This window comes from Tsukamurella sp. 1534, from assembly GCF_000312385.1.
Classification (GTDB): Bacteria; Actinomycetota; Actinomycetes; order Mycobacteriales; family Mycobacteriaceae; genus Tsukamurella.
Map to the genome: position 1 here is coordinate 112,356 of NZ_HE997628.1, position 21,162 is coordinate 133,517.

18 protein-coding genes are annotated in these 21,162 nt (G+C 70.8%); 11 read left to right on the top strand and 7 right to left on the bottom strand.

The window, feature by feature from the left end:
• The first annotated feature begins 9 nt into the window (after positions 1 to 9).
• From BN39_RS18635 to gatB, 4 genes are all read left to right on the top strand, one after another.
• Complete coding sequence (locus BN39_RS18635; protein WP_019203964.1) at positions 10 to 666, top strand: response regulator transcription factor; 657 nt, start codon at positions 10 to 12, stop codon at positions 664 to 666.
• 58 nt (positions 667 to 724) lie between these two features.
• On the top strand, positions 725 to 1,756 hold the full coding sequence (locus tag BN39_RS18640; RefSeq protein WP_040768846.1) for an ATP-dependent 6-phosphofructokinase: 1,032 nt from the start codon (positions 725 to 727) through the stop codon (positions 1,754 to 1,756).
• A gap of 101 nt (positions 1,757 to 1,857) precedes the next feature.
• Positions 1,858 to 3,060: a DUF4878 domain-containing protein gene (locus tag BN39_RS18645; protein ID WP_148281534.1), complete on the top strand. Its 1,203-nt coding sequence runs from the start codon at positions 1,858 to 1,860 to the stop codon at positions 3,058 to 3,060.
• 25 nt (positions 3,061 to 3,085) lie between these two features.
• Entirely contained in the window at positions 3,086 to 4,597 is a 1,512-nt protein-coding gene (gene gatB, locus BN39_RS18650) for an Asp-tRNA(Asn)/Glu-tRNA(Gln) amidotransferase subunit GatB (RefSeq protein WP_019203967.1), read from the top strand.
• Positions 4,598 to 4,618: 21 nt separating this feature from the next.
• On the opposite strand, the gene BN39_RS18655 is transcribed toward gatB, so the two are convergent.
• Complete coding sequence (locus BN39_RS18655; protein WP_040768848.1) at positions 4,619 to 5,755, bottom strand: sorbosone dehydrogenase family protein; 1,137 nt, start codon at positions 5,753 to 5,755, stop codon at positions 4,619 to 4,621.
• An 80-nt stretch (positions 5,756 to 5,835) separates the two neighbouring features.
• On the opposite strand from BN39_RS18655, the gene BN39_RS22430 reads away from it, so the two are divergent.
• A complete protein-coding gene (locus BN39_RS22430; protein ID WP_148281535.1) occupies positions 5,836 to 7,041 on the top strand; it encodes a DoxX family protein in 1,206 nt (401 codons plus the stop codon).
• Positions 7,042 to 7,106: 65 nt separating this feature from the next.
• Here BN39_RS22430 and ilvD read toward each other — a convergent pair whose 3' ends face one another.
• Both ilvD and BN39_RS22435 read right to left on the bottom strand, forming a co-directional pair.
• Complete coding sequence (gene ilvD, locus BN39_RS18665) at positions 7,107 to 8,948, bottom strand: dihydroxy-acid dehydratase (protein ID WP_019203970.1); 1,842 nt, start codon at positions 8,946 to 8,948, stop codon at positions 7,107 to 7,109.
• An 83-nt stretch (positions 8,949 to 9,031) separates the two neighbouring features.
• The gene (locus BN39_RS22435) at positions 9,032 to 9,565 is read right to left on the bottom strand and encodes a PH domain-containing protein (RefSeq protein ID WP_019203971.1); all 534 of its coding nucleotides are present in this window, start codon (positions 9,563 to 9,565) and stop codon (positions 9,032 to 9,034) included.
• 298 nt (positions 9,566 to 9,863) lie between these two features.
• Between BN39_RS22435 and BN39_RS18675 the strand changes: the two genes are divergently transcribed.
• From BN39_RS18675 to BN39_RS18700, 6 genes are all read left to right on the top strand, one after another.
• Complete coding sequence (locus BN39_RS18675) at positions 9,864 to 11,837, top strand: acetolactate synthase large subunit (protein WP_019203972.1); 1,974 nt, start codon at positions 9,864 to 9,866, stop codon at positions 11,835 to 11,837.
• Positions 11,834 to 12,337, top strand: coding sequence for an acetolactate synthase small subunit (ilvN, locus tag BN39_RS18680; protein ID WP_013127475.1), 504 nt, complete (start codon positions 11,834 to 11,836; stop codon positions 12,335 to 12,337). The genes BN39_RS18675 and ilvN overlap by 4 nt, the downstream gene beginning before the upstream one ends.
• Before the next feature lie 51 nt (positions 12,338 to 12,388).
• Entirely contained in the window at positions 12,389 to 13,390 is a 1,002-nt protein-coding gene (gene ilvC / locus BN39_RS18685; RefSeq protein ID WP_019203973.1) for a ketol-acid reductoisomerase, read from the top strand.
• A 92-nt stretch (positions 13,391 to 13,482) separates the two neighbouring features.
• Complete coding sequence (locus BN39_RS18690) at positions 13,483 to 14,082, top strand: TetR/AcrR family transcriptional regulator (RefSeq protein ID WP_019203974.1); 600 nt, start codon at positions 13,483 to 13,485, stop codon at positions 14,080 to 14,082.
• Complete coding sequence (locus tag BN39_RS18695) at positions 14,079 to 14,447, top strand: DoxX family protein (protein WP_019203975.1); 369 nt, start codon at positions 14,079 to 14,081, stop codon at positions 14,445 to 14,447. The genes BN39_RS18690 and BN39_RS18695 overlap by 4 nt, the downstream gene beginning before the upstream one ends.
• Before the next feature lie 99 nt (positions 14,448 to 14,546).
• The gene (locus BN39_RS18700; protein WP_019203976.1) at positions 14,547 to 15,554 is read left to right on the top strand and encodes a diiron oxygenase; all 1,008 of its coding nucleotides are present in this window, start codon (positions 14,547 to 14,549) and stop codon (positions 15,552 to 15,554) included.
• A 1-nt stretch (position 15,555) separates the two neighbouring features.
• Here the strand turns inward: BN39_RS18700 and BN39_RS18705 are convergent, their stop codons facing one another.
• Genes BN39_RS18705 through BN39_RS18720 form a run of 4 tightly spaced genes read right to left on the bottom strand, consistent with a single transcriptional unit; the run spans position 15,556 to position 21,083 of the window.
• The gene (locus BN39_RS18705; protein ID WP_019203977.1) at positions 15,556 to 16,377 is read right to left on the bottom strand and encodes an NAD(P)H-binding protein; all 822 of its coding nucleotides are present in this window, start codon (positions 16,375 to 16,377) and stop codon (positions 15,556 to 15,558) included.
• 9 nt (positions 16,378 to 16,386) lie between these two features.
• Positions 16,387 to 17,799, bottom strand: a complete 1,413-nt coding sequence (locus BN39_RS18710) for an NAD(P)/FAD-dependent oxidoreductase (RefSeq protein WP_019203978.1) — start codon at positions 17,797 to 17,799, stop codon at positions 16,387 to 16,389.
• The gene (locus tag BN39_RS18715) at positions 17,796 to 19,580 is read right to left on the bottom strand and encodes a DUF3556 domain-containing protein (RefSeq protein WP_019203979.1); all 1,785 of its coding nucleotides are present in this window, start codon (positions 19,578 to 19,580) and stop codon (positions 17,796 to 17,798) included. The genes BN39_RS18710 and BN39_RS18715 overlap by 4 nt, the downstream gene beginning before the upstream one ends.
• Positions 19,581 to 19,607: 27 nt before the next feature.
• Positions 19,608 to 21,083, bottom strand: coding sequence for a class I adenylate-forming enzyme family protein (locus BN39_RS18720; RefSeq protein ID WP_019203980.1), 1,476 nt, complete (start codon positions 21,081 to 21,083; stop codon positions 19,608 to 19,610).
• Positions 21,084 to 21,162 lie beyond the last annotated feature (79 nt).

Here is a 21,162-nt window from a genome sequence, read left to right on the forward strand (position 1 = left end):
GGTCGGTTCGTGCCCATCACCGTTTTCATCGCCGACGACCAGGCCATGGTGCGGCAGGGCTTCGGCGCCCTGCTCGGCGCCCAACCCGACATCTCCGTCATCGGCGACGCCCCCGACGGCAAGGTCGCGGTCGCCGAGGTCGCGCGCCTGAGACCCGACGTGGTGCTCATGGACGTCCGCATGCCCGAGATGAACGGGCTGCGCGCCACCGAGGAGATCCTCCGCCGCCACGACGGGATCCGGGTGCTCATGCTGACCACCTTCGACATCGACGACTACGTGTACGAGGCGCTGCGCGTGGGCGCCTCCGGCTTCATGCTCAAGGACGCGCCCGCCGAGGAACTGGTGCGCGCGGTGCGCGTCGTACACGAGGGCCAGTCGCTCCTCGCCCCGTCGGTCACCCGGCGGATGATCGCCGAGGTCACCGCCGCCAGGGCGCACCGTCGGCCCGCGCCGCCGGAGCTCGCCACCCTGACCCCGCGCGAGCGGGAGGTGCTCGAGGCGATCGCGGCCGGCCGCTCCAACGCCGAGATCGCCACCGCGCTGTTCGTCTCCGACCAGACCGTGAAGACCCACGTCAGCAAGGTCCTGCAGAAGCTCGGCCTGCGCGACAGGGCGCAGGCCGTCGTCTACGCCTACGAGACGGGGGTCGTCACGCCCGGGTGAACTACTGGTGCGTTGTGATGACACCCCGCGCCGGGGCGGGCAAGATCGTTCCATGAGCATGCGCATCGGAGTCCTCACCGGCGGCGGCGACTGCCCCGGTCTCAACGCGGTGATCCGCGCGGTCGTCCGCACCTGCGACTCCCGCTACGGATCTTCGGTCGTGGGCTTCCAGGACGGCTGGCGCGGCCTCCTCGAGAACCGGCGGGTCCACCTCGCCAACGACGACCGCAACGACCGCCTGCTCACCAAGGGCGGCACCATGCTCGGCACCGCGCGCACCCACCCCGACGTGCTGCGCGAGGGCCTCGACGGGATCAAGGAGACCCTCGACGACAACGGGATCGACGTGCTCATCCCGATCGGTGGCGAGGGCACGCTGACCGCGGCGTCGTGGCTCGCGGAGGAGGGGGTGCCCGTGGTGGGCGTCCCCAAGACCATCGACAACGACATCGACTGCACCGACGTCACCTTCGGTTTCGACACCGCCCTCAGCATCGCGACCGACGCCATCGACCGCCTGCACTCCACCGCCGAATCGCACCAGCGCGTGATGCTGGTGGAGGTCATGGGCCGGCACGCCGGCTGGATCGCCCTCAACTCCGGCCTCGCGTCCGGCGCGCACATGATTCTCATCCCCGAGGTGCCGTTCGACGTCGAGGAGCTGTGCCGGCTGATCAAACGCCGTTTCCAGCGCGGGCACTCCAGCTTCATCGTGGTGGTCGCGGAGGGCGCCAAGCCCGCCGAGGGCACCATGGAGCTGCGGCTCGGCGGCCTCGACGAGTTCGGCCACGAGCGGTTCACGGGCGTCGCTCACCAACTGGGCGCCGAGATCGAACAGCGGATCAACAAGGAGGTCCGGACCACCGTGCTCGGGCACGTCCAGCGCGGCGGAACCCCCACCCCGGCGGACCGGGTGCTGGCCACCCGCTACGGCGTCAACGCCGCCGACGCCGCGCACGCCGGGAAGGTGGGCAACATGGTCTCGCTGCGCGGCACGTCGATCGGACTGGTCCCGCTCTCCGAGGCGGTCAAGCAGCTCAAGCGGGTCCCGCGGGAGCGCTACGACGACGCCGCCGAGTTCTTCGGCTGACGGTCGCTCCGGGCTCGACGGTCCGCGGTCGGGCGGACCGTCGCGGGTGGCACTGGCCGGGCGGAAGCGACCGTTAAGCGGCCGCCCGCATGCTGACGGCCATGAACACCACTCCTCCCGCGAACCAGGGCTTCCCCGGACAGAACCCCGCCGACCCGCACCAGGAGACGCAGCTGCGCCCCACCTGGCACGGCGGTGAGCCGCCTCAGCAGCCCTTCCCGGCCGCGCAGCCGTCGTATCCCGCGCCGTACCCGCCGTACACCGCACCGCAGGGCGTCGTCGGCCCGGGCGGCCCCGGCGGCCCCATCGGGCCCGGCGCGCCGAAGAAGCCGCGGCCCGGTTGGTTGATCCCCGCGATCATCGGCGGCGCCGCGCTGCTGCTGGTGATAGTCCTGATCGCCGGGATCGCCCTGATCCGTGGCGCCGGGGGAGGAGGCGGCGACACCGCGTCGCCCGGCGCCACCGTCAAGGCGTACTTCGCGGCCCTCCAGGCCGGCGACGCGAAGAAGGCGCTGAGCTACGGCAAGGCCGCCCCCGCGTCGACCGAACTGCTCACCGACGAGGTGCTGCGCAAGCAGACCGGCATCGCGCCGATCAAGGACGTGACGATCGTCAGCGAGGAGGGCGGCTACATGGGCAAGGTGCATCTCACCGTCACCATCGGCGACGTCGCGTACGACGAGGAGATCACCCTGGAGAAGGTGGGCGACGAGTGGAAGCTCGCCGCCGCGGCCGTCCAGACCAAGCCGTACTTCTCCTACGACACCGACAAGGCCAACCTCACGGTGCTGGGGAAGGACCTGCCGGCATCCGGCGTGGTGTACACGTTCCCCGGCACGCTGGACCTCGGCTCGAAGAACACGAACCTGGCCGTGAAGAAGGACGACGGCGGCAGCGGCCGCAACACCGGGCAGGCCTCGGTCAAGGGGCTGTCGATGTTCGGTTCGATCAGCTCGGGTGCCTCCGTCCAGTTCGCGCTGAGCGACCCTGCGAAGGCCTCCGCACGCGAGCAGATCGGCGCCAAGTACGCCGCGTGCGCCGCGTCCAAGGACCGCGCACCGTCGGGCTGCCCCCAGGCCGACTTCACCGGGGAGAACGGCTCCTACACCTGGACCCCGCCGAACGCGCAGGAGGTCGTCCTCGACGACACCGTCCGGGACGGCTCGGTGACCTTCACGGACCGTCGCGCGTGGACCTTCAGCGCCATGGGGCGCGACGGTCGCCCCGTCACCGGCAGCGACACCGGTTTCGTCTACGGGACCGTCACCGTCACCCAGGACGCGGTGGCCGTCTCGGTCCGGTGACGGCGCGCCGATTAGGCTGGAGGGCATGAGTGCCGAGCTTGCCGATGTCGACCTTCCCGAGTACGCGGACGTCGTCGCCCGCTACGAGCCCGTGATGGGTATGGAGGTCCACGTCGAGCTCGGCACGGCCACCAAGATGTTCTGCGGGTGCGCCACCGCGTTCGGCGCCGACCCCAACACCCAGGTGTGCCCCACGTGCCTCGGGATGCCCGGCGCACTGCCCGTCGTGAACGACGAGGCCGTGCGCTCGGCCATCCGCATCGGCCTCGCCCTCAACTGCTCGATCCGGCCCAGCTCGGTGTTCGCCCGGAAGAACTACTTCTATCCGGACCAGCCGAAGAACTACCAGATCAGCCAGTACGAGGACCCCATCGCGTACGACGGCTACATCGACGTCCCGCTCGAGGACGGCAGCACCTGGCGCGTGGAGATCGAGCGCGCGCACATGGAGGAGGACACCGGCAAGTCGACGCACATCGGCTCCGCCACCGGCCGCATCCACGGCGCCTCGCACTCGCTGCTCGACTTCAACCGTGCGGGCGTGCCGCTCGTCGAGATCGTCACCAAGCCCATCGAGGGCGCGGGGGAGCGGGCCCCGGAGATCGCCCGGGCCTACGTCACCGCGCTGCGCGACCTGCTCGCCTCGCTCGACGTATCCGACGTCCGGATGGACCAGGGCTCGATGCGCTGCGACGCCAACGTCTCGCTCAAGCCGGCGGGCGCGAGCGAGTTCGGCACCCGCACCGAGACCAAGAACGTCAACTCGCTGCGCAGCGTCGAGGTGGCGGTGCGGTACGAGATGCGGCGCCAGGCCGCGGTTCTCGACGGGGGCGGCGAGGTTGTCCTCGAGACCCGCCACTTCCAGGAGGGCGACGGCACCACCACGCCGGGCCGCCCCAAGGAGACCGCCGAGGACTACCGCTACTTCCCGGACCCCGACCTCGGCCCCGTCGCGCCGGCCGACGAGCTGGTCGAGAGCCTGCGCGGCACGATCCCGGAGCTGCCGTGGCTGCGCCGCGCCCGTATCCAGGCGGACTGGGGCCTGTCCGACGAGGTCATGCGCGACCTGGTGAACCTCGGCGCCATCGACTCGATCATCGCGACCGTCGACGCGGGCGCCACTCCGGACGCCGCCCGCTCCTGGTGGGGCAGCTTCCTGCCGCAGCAGGCCAACACCCGGGAGGTGGAGCTGCCCGCGCTGGCGATCACCCCGGCGCAGGTCGCGCGGGTCATCGCGCTCGTCGATGAGGGCAAGCTCACCAGCAAGCTGGCGCAGCAGGTGATCGTCGGCGTGCTCGACGGAGAGGGCGAGCCCGACGAGGTCGTCGCCGCGCGCGGGCTCGAGGTGGTTCGCGACGACGGCGCACTGCAGAAGGCCGTCGACGAGGCGCTCGCCGCGAACCCCGACATCGTCGAGAAGATCAAGGGCGGCAAGGTCCAGGCCGCCGGCAAGATCGTCGGCGACGTCATGAAGGCCACCCGCGGTCAGGCCGACGCCGCCCGCGTCCGCGAGCTGGTCCTCGCCGCCTGCGAGTAGCCCGGCACGCGCCGGACCCGCTCAGTCCTCGCCGTCGGCGGGGCTGCCGCCGGGCTGCGGAAGCAGCACCACACGGTCGTCGGTGGGCGCCACCGGGTTCGGCTTGTTCGTCGTGACGCCCTGCGGAAGTCCCTTGGGCCCCAGCGCGAGACGGCCGAACAGGCCGTACTCGGTGCGACCCACCAGCTGCTGCGGCTCCCGGTCCGCGGTGGTCGAACCGTCGGGCAGCATCACCATCTCGACCTTGCCGGCGCGGCTCTCGCTGACCACCACCGCGCCCTTGGTGACGGCGCAGCCCGCGAGGCCCGGGCGGTCCGGCCAGCTCCACGCCACCGTCGCGGCGGAACCGGGCGACACCACGCGGAGGCGGTCCTCGGTGAGCCCGTGATCGGCCACGAAAACGGGTCCGCCGGCGGGGGCACGGCACAACGACGGGCGGATGCCGCCGTCGTTCGCCAGCACCTGCGGCCGGGCGGGGGAGACGGTGCCCGGTGACTCCAGGACGAGGACCTTGCCCGCCAGCGATCCGGGATCCTTCGCGGCCGCGGCGTCGCCCGCGTTGCCTGTCGCCACCACCAGATCGCGGCCCACGAACAGCAGTGACCCGGTGTTCCCGGTGGGGCCCTTGGGGATCCCGGAGAGGATCACCTTCGGCTCGTCGCCCGGGGTGACGCGTACCACGCGATTGTCGGTCGCCGTGCTCACGTAGGCGTAGAAGAGGCGGTCCTCCTCGTACGACGGGGACAGCGCGATCGACGTGAGGCCGCCGTCTCCGGAGGCGTCCACGCCGGGCACCCGCAGCACCTCGGTGTTGGGCAGGTCGGTCGTCGTGTACTTGATCGCGCCGCCCCGCTCGGAGACGTACGCGTGTTCCAGGACGGGGGTGGTGATGAGGGACGTGGGCTCCGTGAGGCACGTGGCCAGCACGTTCGCATCCTGATCGATGCACGGGCCGGGCGGCTTCCGCGTCGCGCTGCCCGGGGGCGGCGCGGGCCGGGGCGTGGTGGTGGTCGCCTCGCCGGTGGGCGGACCGGTGAACGGCGCGGCTTCACTGCCGCCGAAATCGGCGCACCCGGCCGTGGCGAGCAGAGCGACGAGCGGCACCGTCACCGCCGCGCGCCGCGCCCTGCGCAGCGCGCGTCCGGACCCCTCACTCATGCCCGCCACCCTACCGATCGGTGCAGGCGATCGCGGTTCGCTCCCGGTCGTCCGGGCGCGCGCCCTCTACTCTGGGGTGCGTGAGCGACAAGGACGGAAACGAGACAGAGCCGAACGAGGGCAAGGCCGGGTCCCCGATGGACTTCTCCTCCACCGGCGAGCTGCCGCGATTCGGGGAACGGCATCCCACCGGCGGATTCGTGCTGGATCCCCATGACGATTCCGATACGGGCATCGGGCCCGTGCTGCCCCGCTACCGGGACGAACCCTCGGCCGACGCCGGGAGCACGGTGTCGAACCCGTCGACGGCCCCCACCGGCACGCCGGCACCGGGCGTGGCGGCTGCCGCCTCCGGTGCGTCGTCGGCCGACGCGCCGACGGTCGCGTCCCCGGCCGGTGCGGCGCCCGCGGGAGCGCACGCCGCGGCGGAGTCCGCACCCGACAGTGACCTCGCGGCTGCGATCGCGTCGGCGAACGCCGCCACCGAGGCGATCTCCACGAGCGACGCCCCCACCGCCCGTGCGACCCAGGCGGGGATGACGAGCGACGAACGCGACGAGTTCGGCAGGCTGCACAACCGTCGCCGCGGCCGCGAGCGGGCCGCACAGGCCCGCGCGGAGGCGGAGGGGATCCCGCTCGAGGCCGCGGCCACCGAGCCGCTGGCACCGCCGCAGGGCCGTCGCTTCGGAAAGCCGGTGGGTGACGAGTCGGCCGAGTTGGAGGCCGCCCGGAAGGCGGCCAAGCGCGGTACCACCGACCTCGGCCTCCTCGTGCTCCGCGTGGCGGTCGGCTTCATCCTGGCCGTGCACGGCGCGCAGAAGCTGTTCGGCGTCTGGGGCGGACCCGGTATCGACGGATTCACCCAGTACCTGCAGAACGGCAGCGACCCGACGGTCGGCTTCGAGCGGTTCACCAAGATCATCGCGATCGCCACCGGCGTGGTCGAGATGGGCAGCGGTGCGCTCCTCATCGTCGGCCTGCTCACGCCGATCGCCGCGGCGGGCGCCGTCGGCGTGATGCTGTCCGCCGTGCTGTTCAAGCTGGCCACGCTGGGCCAGGGCTTCGTGTTCTTCTCCCAGAACAAGGGCGTCGAGTTCGAGCTGCTGCTGCTCGCCGCCGCGGTGGCCATCGTGCTCACGGGCCCGGGCAAGCTGTCGCTGGACTTCAACAGGGGGTGGGCGCGCCGCCCGCACGTGGGGTCGGTGGCCTGGCTGGTCATCGCCGTCGCGGCCGCGGTCACCGTCTGGATCCTGCTCAACGGGGCCAACCCGATCGCCCCGCGCTGACGCGCCGACGACGATGCCCCCGGTCCGCGGACCGGGGGCATCGTCGTGACGGGGGTATCAGCCGATCAGGGAACGTGCCGCACCGCGCCGCGGTCCGCCGAGGTGGCGAGGGCCGCGTAGGCGCGCAGCGCCGTGGTGACGGTGCGCTGCCTGTCCTTCGGCTGCCAGGGGCGCTCCGACGCCTCCATCTTCGCGCGGCGACGGGCCAGCTCCTCGTCGTCGACGAGGACCTCCAGCGCGCGGGTGTGCACGTCGATGCGGATGCGGTCGCCGTCCTCGACGAGGCCGATGACGCCGCCCGCGGCGGCCTCGGGGGAGATGTGCCCGATGGACAGGCCCGACGTGCCGCCGGAGAAGCGGCCGTCGGTGATCAGCGCGCACACCTTGCCCAGGCCGCGCCCCTTGAGGAACGAGGTGGGGTGGAGCATCTCCTGCATGCCGGGGCCGCCCTTGGGGCCCTCGTAGCGCACGACGACGACGTCGCCGGGGGTGATCTCCTTACCGAGGATCTTGGACACCGCCTCCTCCTGCGACTCGACCACCACGGCCGGGCCCTCGAAGGTGAACAGCTCCTCGTCGATGCCCGCCGTCTTGAGGATCGCCCCGTCGACCGCGATGTTGCCGCGCAGCACGCAGAGCCCGCCCTCGACGGTGTAGGCGTGCTCGATGTCGCGGATGCAGCCCGACACCGCGTCGGTGTCCAGGCTCTCCCACTGGTTCTTGGTGGAGAAGGGCTGCGTGGTGCGCACGCCGCCCGGCGCCGCGTGGAACAGCTCGAGGGCCTCGTCGGTGGCCTTGCCGGAGCGGATGTCCCAGTCGTCGAGCCACTTGTCGAAGGAATGCTCGTGCACCGTGTGCACGTCGGTCTCCAGCAGGCCGGCGCGGCGCAGCTCGCCGAGGATGGCGGGGATTCCGCCGGCGCGGTGCACGTCCTCCATGTGGTAATCGCTGTTCGGCGACACCTTGGACAGGCACGGCACCCGGCGGCTGACCTCGTCGATGGTCGACAGGTCGAAGTCGACCTCGCCCTCCTGCGCGGCGGCCAGGGTGTGCAGCACGGTGTTGGTCGATCCGCCCATGGCCACGTCGAGCGCCATGGCGTTGCGGAACGCCGCGGGCGTCGCCACGTTGCGGGGGAGCACGGACTCGTCGCCGTCCCGGTAGTACCGCTTGGCGGCCTCGACCACCACGTTGCCGGCCCGCTCGAACAGCGCGCGGCGGGCGGCGTGCGTGGCCAGGGTGGAGCCGTTGCCGGGGAGCGCGAGGCCCAGGGCCTCGGTCAGGCAGTTCATCGAGTTGGCGGTGAACATGCCCGAGCAGGAGCCGCAGGTGGGGCACGCGGAGCGCTCGACCTCGCTGAGCCCGGCCTCGTCGATCGCGTCGTTCGCGGACGCGGAGATCGCGGTGATGAGGTCGGTCGGGGCCTTCGCGACGCCGTCCACGATGACGGCCTTACCGGCCTCCATCGGGCCTCCCGAGACGAACACGGTGGGGATGTTCAGGCGCATCGCCGCGTTGAGCATGCCGGGCGTGATCTTGTCGCAGTTGGAGATGCAGACCAGCGCGTCGGCGGTGTGCGCGTTGGCCATGTACTCGACCGAATCGGCGATGATCTCGCGGCTGGGCAGGCTGTAGAGCATGCCGCCGTGGCCCATCGCGATGCCGTCGTCCACGGCGATGGTGTGGAACTCGCGGGCGATGCCGCCCGCGGCGCGAACGGACTCCGCGACGATCTCGCCCATGTCCTTGAGGTGCACATGGCCGGGCACGAACTGCGTGTAGGAGTTCGCAATGGCCACGATCGGCTTGCCGAAGTCGCTGTCCGTGAGGCCGGTGGCGCGCCAGAGCGCGCGGGCGCCTGCGGCGTTGCGGCCGACGGTGGTGGTGCGTGAGCGGAGCGGTGGCATTGCTTCTCGCCTCGGATCTTCGTCTCGTGCTGGCTGATTTCTCTACGGTCCCCCGTGGACAGGAAGTGCCTGCCCGGGCGGGATTATTCCCCGTTGATATCGGGGATCCGGCCGCCGGAGGCGACCGAGACGCGGGGGAGCTGGCTGACGGTGACGGCGGGTAGTCGCACCTCGGAACCGTCGGTGCGGACGGCGTACACCGCACCGTTGCGTCCGATCCTAATGCCCGACACCTCGTCCCAGCCGATCGCGGTGGTGCCCGGGATCCGGACGGACCGGATCCCGTCGGGTCCGATGACGGTGCGGACGCGCAGGATCCAGACCGCCACGAGCAGCGGGACCAGCAGCACCGCCCAGCCCAGGACCTGCAGTCCCATGCTCGCGGTGCCGCCGTCCACGGCCCGCCCGACGGTCCACGGGCCGGCGATCGGTGCCAGGCAGACGGCGAACAGGGCGACGCCGAGCAGCGCGATGCCGGGGTGCTTGAACACGACGCGGTCGCCGGCGTTGAACGGCACGGCCGTGTCCGAGGTGTGGTCGGTGGTGACGACGCGCGTCGCCTCCGTGGTCGCGGTGCTCGTGTCCGATCCGCGGGTGTCGTCGGGGCTGCTGCTCATAACACGCATTGTCGCACGCGTCAGCAGCATCTCAGTATCTGAGACGTGCTTGCCACCTGGTTTGACGCGCGACCACGCGTGCGCCTAGTTTCACTGGTGTGAAACACAGCTACCAGCTCCTCGTAATCGGTCGGCGCGTCGCCGCCTGAACCGGTTACATCCGTTTCGCACCAGCATCGACGCGCCACCCTCGCTCAGCCACCGCTGACGGGGGTTTTTTGTTGCCCGGATAGTCTCCGGTCCGACGAGATCAGCGCGTGAAATGTCCAGCATCGCAAGAGCACGAGAAGGTCAAGCCGTGAGTGCACCTACCGCTCGGCCCCACCCAGGGCAGAAGCCCGGGGCCCGCAAGCCCGGCGCCGGTACCCCCGGCGCGCATCCCGCCGCCCCGAAGTCGAACGTCGCCGACGTCGCGCACAGCACCCTCGACGGTGCGCGTCACGTCGCCCCCGAGCGCGTCACCGGCGCGCAGTCGGTCGTCCGGTCTCTCGAGGAGATCGGCGTGGACACGGTCTTCGGCATTCCGGGCGGCTGCATCCTCCCGGTCTACGATCCGCTCCTCGATTCGGAGAAGGTGCGGCACGTCCTGGTGCGGCACGAGCAGGGTGCCGGCCACGCCGCCACCGGCTACGCGCAGGCGACCGGCAAGGTCGGCGTCTGCATGGCGACGTCGGGTCCCGGCGCCACGAACCTGGTGACGCCGCTCGCCGACGCGCAGATGGACTCCGTCCCGATCGTCGCGATCACCGGCCAGGTCGGCCGCCCGCTGATCGGCACCGACGCCTTCCAGGAGGCCGACATCTCGGGCATCACGATGCCCGTGACCAAGCACAACTTCCTGGTGTCCGACGCCGCCGACATCCCGCGGGTGATCGCCGAGGCCTTCTACCTGGCCGAGAGCGGCCGCCCGGGCGCGGTGCTCGTCGACATCCCGAAGGACGTGCTGCAGGAGGAGACGATGTTCTCCTGGCCGCCGCAGATCGACCTGCCGGGCTACCGCCCCGTCACCAAGCCGCACGGCAAGCAGATCCGGGAGGCCGCGCGCCTGATCGCAGCCGCGCAGTCGCCCGTGCTCTACGTGGGCGGCGGCGTGCTCAAGGCCAACGCCTCCGACGAACTGCTCAAGCTCGCCGAGCTGACCGGCATCCCCGTCGTGACCACGCTGATGGCGCGGGGCGTGTTCCCGGACAGTCATCAGCAGCACATGGGCATGCCCGGCATGCACGGCACCGTCGGCGCCGTCGCCGCGCTGCAGCGCTCCGACCTCCTGGTCACCCTGGGCGCGCGGTTCGACGACCGCGTCACCGGCCAGCTGGACTCGTTCGCGCCCGACGCGAAGGTCATCCACGCCGACATCGACCCGGCGGAGATCGGCAAGAACCGGTTCGCCGACGTGCCGATCGTGGGCGACTGCAAGGACGTCATCAGCGAGCTGATCGCCGCGATCTCCGAGGACCGGGCGACGATCGACGCCCCGGACCTGAGCGCCTGGTGGGCGTACCTGGACGGGATCCGGGACACCTTCCCGCTGGCGTACAACCGGCCGTCCGACGGTGCCCTGAGCCCCGAGTTCGTGATCGAGCGCCTCGGCGCCGCCGCGGGCCCGGACGCGATCTACTGCGCGGGCGTCGGCCAGCACCAGATGTGGGCCGCGCAGTTCGTCAAGTACGAGAAGCCGCGCACGTGGCTCAACTCGGGCGGCCTCGGCACCATGGGTTACGCGGTCCCCGCGGCTCTCGGCGCCAAGATGGGCGCGCCCGAGAAGGAGGTCTGGGCGATCGACGGTGACGGCTGCTTCCAGATGACCAATCAGGAGCTCGCCACCGCCGCCATCGAGGGCGCGCCGATCAAGGTCGCCGTCATCAACAACGGCAACCTGGGTATGGTCCGCCAGTGGCAGACGTTGTTCTACGAGCAGCGCTACTCGAGCACCGACCTCTCCACGCACTCGATGCGGATCCCGGACTTCGTCAAGCTCGGCGAGGCCCTGGGCTGTGTGTCCTTCCGCTGCGAGCGCGAGGAGGACGTGGACGCCGTCATCGCGCAGGCGCGGGAGATCACCGACCGCCCGGTGGTCATCGATTTCATCGTGGGCGCCGACGCCCAGGTGTGGCCGATGGTCGCCGCCGGAACGAGCAACGACGAGATCATGGCCGCCCGGGACATCCGCCCGCTGTTCGACGAGGACGACGCGGCCGACGAGCCCGCCGTGATCCACGCCGTCGCCTCGCGCCCCGATGCGGCGACGCTGCCCAAGGAGGAGCAGAAGTGAGCACCACGCACACACTGAGCGTTCTGGTCGAGGACCGGCCGGGTGTGCTCGCCCGCGTCTCCTCGCTGTTCTCGCGCCGCGGCTTCAACATCGAGAGCCTCGCCGTGGGCGGCACCGAGCTCAAGGGCGTCTCGCGCATGACGATCGTCGTGACCGTCGACGAGCTGCCGCTGGAGCAGGTCACCAAGCAGCTGAACAAGCTCGTCTCGGTCCTGAAGATCGTGGAGCAGGACTCGACCACGTCGGTCGCCCGCGAGCTCATGCTCATCAAGGTGCGGGCCGATGCCACCTCGCGCGGCCAGGTGACCGATACGGTGGACCTGTTCCGAGCGAAGATCGTCGACGTCTCGCCCGACTCGGTGACCATCGAGGCCACCGGTACGCCGGACAAGCTCGACGCGCTGCTGGCGGTCCTGGATCCCTTCGGGATCCGCGAGATCGCCCAGTCCGGCGTCATCGCCCTGGGCCGCGGTCCGAAGTCGATCACCGCGACCCGCTAGATTAACTACTGCAAAAACGAGAAGGGACACCGAACCACAGTGGCAGTCGAAATGTTCTACGACGAGGACGCCGATCTCTCGATCATCCAGGGCAAGAAGGTCGCCGTCATCGGCTACGGCTCGCAGGGGCACGCGCACTCGCTGAGCCTGCGTGACTCCGGCGTGGACGTGCGCATCGGCCTCAAGGAGGGCTCGAAGTCGCGCGCCAAGGCCGAGGAGCAGGGCCTGACCGTGGGCACGCCGGCCGAGGTCGCCGAGTGGGCCGACGTGATCATGGTGCTCGCGCCGGACACCGCGCAGGCGTCGATCTTCAGCGAGGAGATCGAGCCGAACCTCAAGGACGGCGACGCGCTGTTCTTCGGCCACGGCCTGAACATCCACTTCAAGCTGATCGAGGCGCCGGCGAACGTCACCGTCGCGATGGTCGCCCCGAAGGGCCCCGGCCACCTCGTGCGCCGCCAGTTCGTCGACGGCAAGGGTGTTCCCGCGCTGATCGCCGTCGATCAGGACCCGCAGGGCAACGGCCAGGCGCTCGCGCTGAGCTACGCCGCCGCCATCGGCGGTGCCCGGGCCGGCGTCATCAAGACCACCTTCAAGGAGGAGACCGAGACCGATCTCTTCGGTGAGCAGGCCGTGCTGTGCGGCGGCACCGAGGAGCTCGTCAAGACCGGTTTCGAGGTCATGGTCGAGGCCGGTTACGCGCCGGAGATGGCCTACTTCGAGGTGCTCCACGAGCTCAAGCTCATCGTCGACCTCATGTACGAGGGCGGCATCGCGCGCATGAACTACTCGGTGTCCGACACCGCGGAGTTCGGCGGTTACCTCTCGGGCCCGCGCGTCATCGACGCCGGCACGAAGGAGCGCATGAAGGAGATCCTCAAGGACATCCAGGACGGCACCTTCGTCAAGCGCCTCGTCGCGAACGTCGAGGGCCGCAACAAGGAGCTCGAGGGCCTGCGCAAGGAGAACGCCGAGCATCCGATCGAGGTCACCGGCAAGAAGCTGCGTGATCTCATGAGCTGGGTGGATCGCCCGATCACCGAGACCGCCTAGGCTCACCCCGCACCAGGCCGGAGCCCCGTCGACCCCCTCGTGGTTCGACGGGGCTCTTGCGTGTCCGGGGGTCTGGGGCTAACGTACTGAACGTGTTCAGTGAACGTGTTCATTCCCGGGCGGACGCGAAACGCGAGACGCGGTCGAAGGTTCTCGCCGCGGCCGACGCGTTGTTCCGCTCCGACGGGTTCGCGGGCACCACGATCCGGCGTATCGCCGCCGAGGCCGGTGTCAGCGTCGGCACCGTGATGGCGGTGGGGGACAAGGACGCCCTGCTCATCGCCATCGTCGACGAGTGGATCGCCGCCGTGCACGCCGAGCGCTCGCCCGGCGAGCCGCTCCCGGCGCTCTCCGTCGACGAGGCGGTCGGCCGACTCGTGGGCACGGTCGCGCCGTTCGTCACCTACTTCAACGACGACGGGGACCTCTCCCGCGAGTACGCCGCCGTGCTCGCCCGCGGAGGGCACCGCTCGCGCACCTTCGGCGACCTCGCGGGCGAGCTGCGCGAGGATTTCGCGCGGATCTTCCGCGCCGCCGGGCATCGCGACCCCGACGCCGCCGCGCGCACCCTCTACTTCGTCTACATCGGCCTGTTGTTCACCACGTCCGGTGACGCGATCACGCGGCAGCAAGCCGCGGCCGGCCTCGTCGAGGCCGTCGAACAGATTCTCGGAGAAGGAGTTACGCGATGACCGCCGCCCTGATCGACACCCCGCGACTGCCCTGGCTCACAGTTCTGCTGGCGGTCGCCCTGCTCGGCGACGCGCTGCTGTCCGTGCGCCCGCCGCAGTTCATCCAGGACTGCCTCGACGGCGTGCGCTTCCCTCGCGACTGGTGGTGGACCCTGATCGCGATCAAGCTCGTCGCCGGCGCGGGGCTGCTGGCGGGCCTGCACTACCCGGGGGTGGGGTTCGCGGCCAACGCCGGCGTCGTCGCCTACTTCGTGTGCGCCGCCGTCGCGCACGTGCGCGCGCGGTTCCTCGGCTCCACCTTCTGGGTGAACTGCCTCGGGATGCTCACGTTCTCGCTGGTCGTGCTGCTGATCTCGTACCTGTGAGCAAGATCGATGCACGGAACAGAAGAAACCAGCACTGCTGAATGATAGGCTCCGGGGAAACGGCTATCACCGCCGAACCGCGCACGAAGGAGTGAATCGATGCGGCTGGCACTGACCCACATGTCGCGCACCATGGGCGACCCGTTCCCCGGGCAGGCGGAGTACGAGCAGACCCTGACGGACCTCTCCGAGGCGTCGGTGCGCCGCAACTTCGATCCGTACGTGGACATCGACTGGGACGCGCCGGAGCTCGAGATCACCCCGGGCGACCCCCGCTGGGTGTGCGATGCGCGGTTCGATCCCATCGGCCGGCACCCCTGGTACCAGGCCCAGCCGCTCGAGAAGCAGATCGAGATCGGCATGTGGCGCCAGGCCAACGTGGCCAAGGTCGGCCTGCAGTTCGAATCCATGCTGATCCGCGGCATCATGCAGTACACGGCGGCGCTGCCGAACAACTCGCCGGAGTTCCGGTACGCCACCCACGAGGCGAAGGAGGAGTGTCAGCACACGCTGATGTTCCAGGAGTTCGTCAACCGCGTCGGCAAGGACGTCCCGGGCGGCAGCTGGTTCCTGCGCCGCATCTCGCCGGTGGTCCCGCTGTTCGCGACGATGACGCCGCTGTACTTCTACATGATGGTGCTGGGCGGCGAGGAGCCGATCGACCACCTGCAGAAGCAGTTCCTGCGCTCGTCCGCCGAGCAGCACCCGGCGATGACCTCCATCATGCAGATCCACGTGGCGGAGGAGGCGAGGCACATCGGCTTCGCGCACCAGCTGCTGGAGCATCGCATCCCCACCCGCGGCCGTCTCCCGCGCCTCGTGCTCTCGCTCATGCTGCCGCTCACCATGCGGGTCATGGTGACCATGATCATGATGCCGCCCAAGCAGTTCTGGGAGACCTTCGACATCCCGCGGTCGGTGAAGAAGGACATCTTCTGGCGCTCGCCCGAGTCGCAGCAGATGAAGCGCGACGTGTTCGGCGACGTGCGCATGATGGCCGAGAAGTGCGGCCTGATGAACCCGCTGTCGAAGCTGATGTGGCGGATCTGCGGCATCGACGGCCGCATCTCCCGTTTCCGCAGCGAGCCCGCCTACGCCGCGCAGTAGCTCAGCGGAACGCCTCGTCGTTGTCGGCCACCCAGTCCACGTAGGAGCGGGCCGGGTGGCCGGCCAGCGTCGGAACGGCGTCGGTGACGGCGATGCCGTGCTCCTGTGCGTGGGCGAAGGACCGCAGCAGCCCGTCGACGGCCCACCGCGGTACGCCGGCCCCGCCGAGACGCGCCCGGACCTCGTCGGGGGACACCGCGCGAACCTCGAGGGTGCGGCCCAGCCGGTCGCCGATCGCCGCGATCTGCCGGCGGGAGGACAGTGCGTGCGGACCGGTCAGCGTGATGGTGCGCCGCAGTGCGGGCCCCGTGAGGGCGGCGGCCAGGGCGTCGGCCACGTCCCGCTCGTCGACGGGGGCGGTCGGTACGTCGGGGAACGGGGTCTCGACGGTGCCGCCGGCGCGGATCGCCGCCGCCCACCAGTGCGCGGTGTTGAGCGCGAACGGCACTGATCGCACGACGGTCCACGGTGCCGGGGACCCCGTCACCAGCGCCTCGAGCGGCCGGTACCGCTCGCCCGTCGGGCTTTCCGGATCGGCCGCCGACGCCGAGGACAGCAGCACGACGTGGCCGACCGCGGCCGCGAGCAGCTCGGCGAGCCGGCTCTCCGGAGCGTCGCCGAGCGCCGAGGTGGTCACCAGGACGGCGTCGCAGCCCTCCACCAGGGCGGCGGCGTCCGTGCCGGTCGGGACGACCTCGGCGCTCGGTATCGCGGCCGCCCGCGGATCGCGGCTCGTGGCGCGGACGGCGACGCCGGCTTCCGCGAGGGTGGACACGACCCTCCGCCCGACGACTCCGGTCGCGCCCATCACCAGCGTCCGCATGCCGCAAGGCTACCGGCCGAGGCGGTCCAGCGCGCGCGTCGCGGCGTGGAGGCCGCACATGCCGTGCGCGCCGGGGCCGGGTGGCGTGGCCGCGGAGCAGATGTACATGCCCGGCACCCCGAGATCGTAGGGCTGCACCGTGATCCGCGGACCGAACACCAACTGCAGCGGGTCCTTGGACCCGGTGTTGATGTCGCCGCCGACGAAGTTGGGGTTGTAGCGCGCCATCTCGGTTGTGGAGCGGACCGCGGTGCCGACGATCCGCTCGCGGAATCCGGGGGCGAAGCGTTCGATCTGGGCCACGATCGCGTCGGTGGCGTCGCCCGAGAAGCCGTTCGGCACATGCGCGTACGACCACAGCGGATGCACATCGCCCACGCTGCGCGACGGATCGGCGAGGTACTGCTGGCCGACGAGGACGAAGGGGCGTTCGGGCATCCGCCCGGCCGCGATCGCCCGCTCGGTCGCGGCGACCTCGCCGAAGTCGCCGCCCAGGTGGACAGTGCCCGCCCGGCGCGCATCCGGATTGGTCCAGGGCACGCCGTCCTGGACGGCGAAGTCCACCTTGAACGCGCCCGGACCCCGCCGGAACCGATCGAAGGCGCGGCGCACCCGCGGGGGTAGCCGGCCGCCGAGGACGCGCGAGACCTGTTGCGGGTCGAGGTCGAACAACGTCAGATCGGTTCTGGGGACGTTCGCCGCCGTCACCCGCACGCCCGTCTCCACCCGGCCGCCCAGATCCTCGAACTCGGCGAGCAGGGCCGAGGCGATCGCCCCGGACCCGCCCTCGGCGACCTGCCAGCCCGCCGCGTGCCCGGCCGTCAGGATGCCCTTTCCGATCGCCGAGCTCATCGGCTCGTGCAGGGGACGGAAGGCGTGTGCGGCGACTCCGCCCCACAGCCCCCGCGCCTGGGGAGTCCGGAAGGCCCGGGCCAGCGCGGCGGCGGGGAGGGGAGTTGGCGCGCCGAAACCGGCCAGTGCCACCGGGTGTCGGGGCACGCGCAGCAGTGGGCCCAGCATCGACGGGCCGATCCTGTCGAAGTTCTCCACCGGCCGGCCGAAGAGCGCCCGCCAGGCGGCACCGTCGCGCCCGAGCTCGGCCGCCGTGTCGTCGACTGTGCGCCGCAGCACCCCGGCGGTCCCGTCGTCGAGGGGATGCACGCACTCGAGTTCGGCCGAGCGCCAGCGCAGCCCGCGCCGCGCGAGGTCGATCGTGGCGAGGAACGGAGAGCCGACCGCCATCGGGTGGATGGCGGCGCAGTGATCGTGGATCAGCCCGGGCACGATGCCCTCGAAGGAGCGCAGGCCGCCGCCGACGGTGTCGCCGGCCTCCAGGACGGTGGTCTTGACGCCCGCGCGGGCCAGGGTGATCGCGGCGGCGAGCCCGTTGGGCCCGCTGCCGACGACGGTGCCGGTGGTCATGCCCGCGACCCTAACCCGGCGCCGAGGGGGAAGCGCTCGTGGTCCGCTGACCAGGTGATCTCGCAGGCGACGGGGCCGTCCGGCAGCCAGGGCTGGGTCGTCACGCACTCCGTGACGTTCCACCGGCCGCGCGCGACGACGCCCAGCGCGGCGTCGATGATCTTGAAGTCCTGGTTGAAGCGGGTGATCGGCTGTGACTCCGCCCAGACCACGATCAGCTCGCCGGGTTCGAAGCCGGCTTGCTCCTGCACCGCGGCCACGAGAGTCTCGTCGTGCAGGTGGCCGTCGCCGAAGTTGAAGCCGATCAGGGTGTTGCACACCAGTTCACCCTCGCGCAGCGTGCGCTGCTCGACGTCGGGCACGTGGCTCAGCAGCGTCGAGAACAGGCCGCGGCCGTTGCTGTGCAGGGCGCGCCAGCCGAGGCCCATGTTCATGAGCAGTTCCGCCCACTCGCGGTCGACGCCGGTGGCGACGAACTGGTCGACGGTGCTGGTCGTCTGCCGCTGCACCCGGTTCAGCTTCTCCTCGGCGCCGGGCGCGAAGGCCCACATGCCCGTCGCCCAGTTGCCGGCGTACTGCCGCAGCGAGGGCAGGAAGGACACCTTGTCGGGGCGGATGTTGCCGAGCACCGGGAAGAACACGAGCGCCGCGAGGATCACCAGGACGAGCCACGACGGCGACATGTCGAGAATCGAATAGCCGTCCTGTGCAGGGAATCCGACGAACAGGAACAGGGCGGTGTACGCGAACAGCAGGTTCCATTCGAGGGGGACCGCCAGCGGGAAGGTGGAGATGATGAACAGGTGGTAGCACACCATGAACACCGCGCACACCACGGTGAGGGTCCGGTTCATCGAGAACAGCAGGATCAGCGGTGCGACGATCTCCACGGAAGTGCCGAGTCCCTCGGCCATGAACCGGGCGAGCCGCGACGGCAGCAGGTCGTGCGGCGCGTTGCGGTAGTGGGCGCGGCGCAGTCCCCTGAAGGGCATGCACGGAGAGTTGGAGACCATCACGGGGATCACGTTGATGAAGTGCTTGCCGATCTTCGACATGCCGGCGCCGACCCAGACCACCACGATGAGCAGCTTGAGCCCGACGATCATCGTCGCGAAGGAGAGCAGCGGGAGCAGGCCGAACATGATCATCGCCGGCATGTACTGCTCGCCGCGCGCGGCCAGGAAGATCGTCTTGTCCCGCAGGCCGATCAGCACGAGGAGGGCGACCGGGGCGATCATCAGCCAGGGCGCCACCAGCTCGTACGGCGAGGAGTCGGTGACGACGACGCCGGGGAGCGCGATGCCCAGAACCAGCGAGGCGAGCAGTAGCCAGTACAGGCCGACGTCGAGTGCGGTGCGCCGCGTCCCGGCGGTGCCCGGGACCCAGGTGTAGGGCCGCAGCCGGATCGTTCCCGTGCGGGCCCAGAACCGGATCCCGCCGGTCATCGGCTTGATCTTGAAGGTCAGCGGCCCCCAGGCGCCGGCGACGCCGATGGCCTCCAGCAGGGTGGTCCACAGCACGAGCTTCTGGTAGACGATCGGCTGGTTCCACCAGGCCGATACCTCCCAGAAGTGCAGGCCGGACGTGGCGGTGGCGAGGACGACGCCGCCGAAGGCGTACAGCACCAACAGTTTCACGACGTAGATGACGAACGCGACCTTCTGGGTGCCGAAGCCGTGATCCACCCACCGCTGCGTCGCGAACCGGAGCCGGTCCTGGAGCGGCCGGGTGATGAACTCGGCCGGATCGACCTCGGGGAGGTCGGGTTTCATGAATCCCATGACGATGTCCTTACGGGGAGGGGTGGATCAGGCGGGGGCGACGGTGGCCGCATCGAGTCGGCGCAGGGAGGGCTTGTCGATCTTGCCGACGGGGTTCTTCGGCAGCGTGTCGAGCACGGTGATGGCGACGGGCTGCTTGTACTTCGCGAGCTGCTCACGGGCGTGCGCCGCCACGGTGTCGACGTCGAGCCGCACGCCGGGAGCGGCGGAGACGTAGAGCACCGGCAGCTCGCCGTACTTCGCGTCCGGCCGGCCGATGACGGCCGCCTCGGCGACGCCGTCGACGCCGTACACCGTGGTCTCGATCTCCTTGGGGTAGATGTTCTCCCCGCCGCGGATGATCATGTCCTTCGCGCGATCCACCAGGCGGAGGTAACCGTCCTCGTCGAGGACGCCCACGTCGCCGGTGTGCAGCCAGCCGTCGACCACGGTCTTCGCGGTCTCCTCGGGCCGGCCGAGGTAGCCGCGCATGATGTTCGGCCCCGCGAGCAGCACCTCGCCCGGCTCGCCGATCGGGACGTCCGCACCGTCGGCCCCGGCGATCCGGATCCGCTGGCCCGGGAGGGCCACCCCGACGGTGCCCGCCTTGCGGACGCCGTCGAGGGGGTTGCACGTGGCGGCGCACGTGCATTCGGAGAGCCCGTAGCCCTCGATCAGAGGGAAGCCGTAGCGGGCCTCGAAGCCAGCGAGCAGTTCCCGGCTCGCGGGCGCCGCACCGCACACCCCGAAGCGCACGTTCGACAGGTCCGGGCGCACCTCGGGCGGGAGGCCGGCCAACATCGTGTAGATCGTGGGCACCGCGGAGAAGTAGGTCGCGCCCGTCGCTTCGAGCACGTCGAAGAAGGTGCGGGGCTCGAACCTGCTCGCGATCGTCACGCGCCCGCCGCCGCGCAGCGGGTTCAGGGTGGACACGACGATCGCGTTGACGTGGAACAGCGGCAGGATCAACAGGCTGTGATCGTGCTCGTCGAAGGCGAAAGCGGCCGAGGACATCTCGCTCATCGCCAGAAGATTCGCGTGGTCGAGCATCACGCCCTTGGGGCGCCCGGTGGTACCGGAGGTGTAGATCAGCAACGCCAGGTCCTCCGGCGCCGCCACCGGCTCCGCGGCGTCGGGCACGCGGCCCAGGAGGGAGTCCGCGGCGACGACGGTGACCCCGGCGGGGGAGTCCTCGTCGGTGACGAGCACTGCGGCTCCCGCATCCCGCACCTGGTACTCGACCTCGGGGCGCGCCAGGTACGGGTTGATCGGCGTGGCCGCGGCGCCCAGGCGCCATGAGGCGAACAGGGTGACCACGAGCAGCGCGGTGTTCGGCAGCTTCACCGCGACGACGTTGCCGCGACCGATCCCGGCGGCGCGCAGGGCCGTCGCCGCGCTGCGGACCGCGGCGTCGAACGCGGCGTTGTCCAGGTCGAGTGCGTCGTCGGCCACCGCGGGCGCGTGCGGCGCCGCCGCGGCGCGCACCTCGGGCAGGTGGGCGAAGGTGGGGAATGTGAAGGTCACGGTGGCTCCTGTTCCGGTGGGTACACCCAACGGTAGGGCGGTCGTGACCGCCGTCACATCGTCCACGGGCGACGAGATG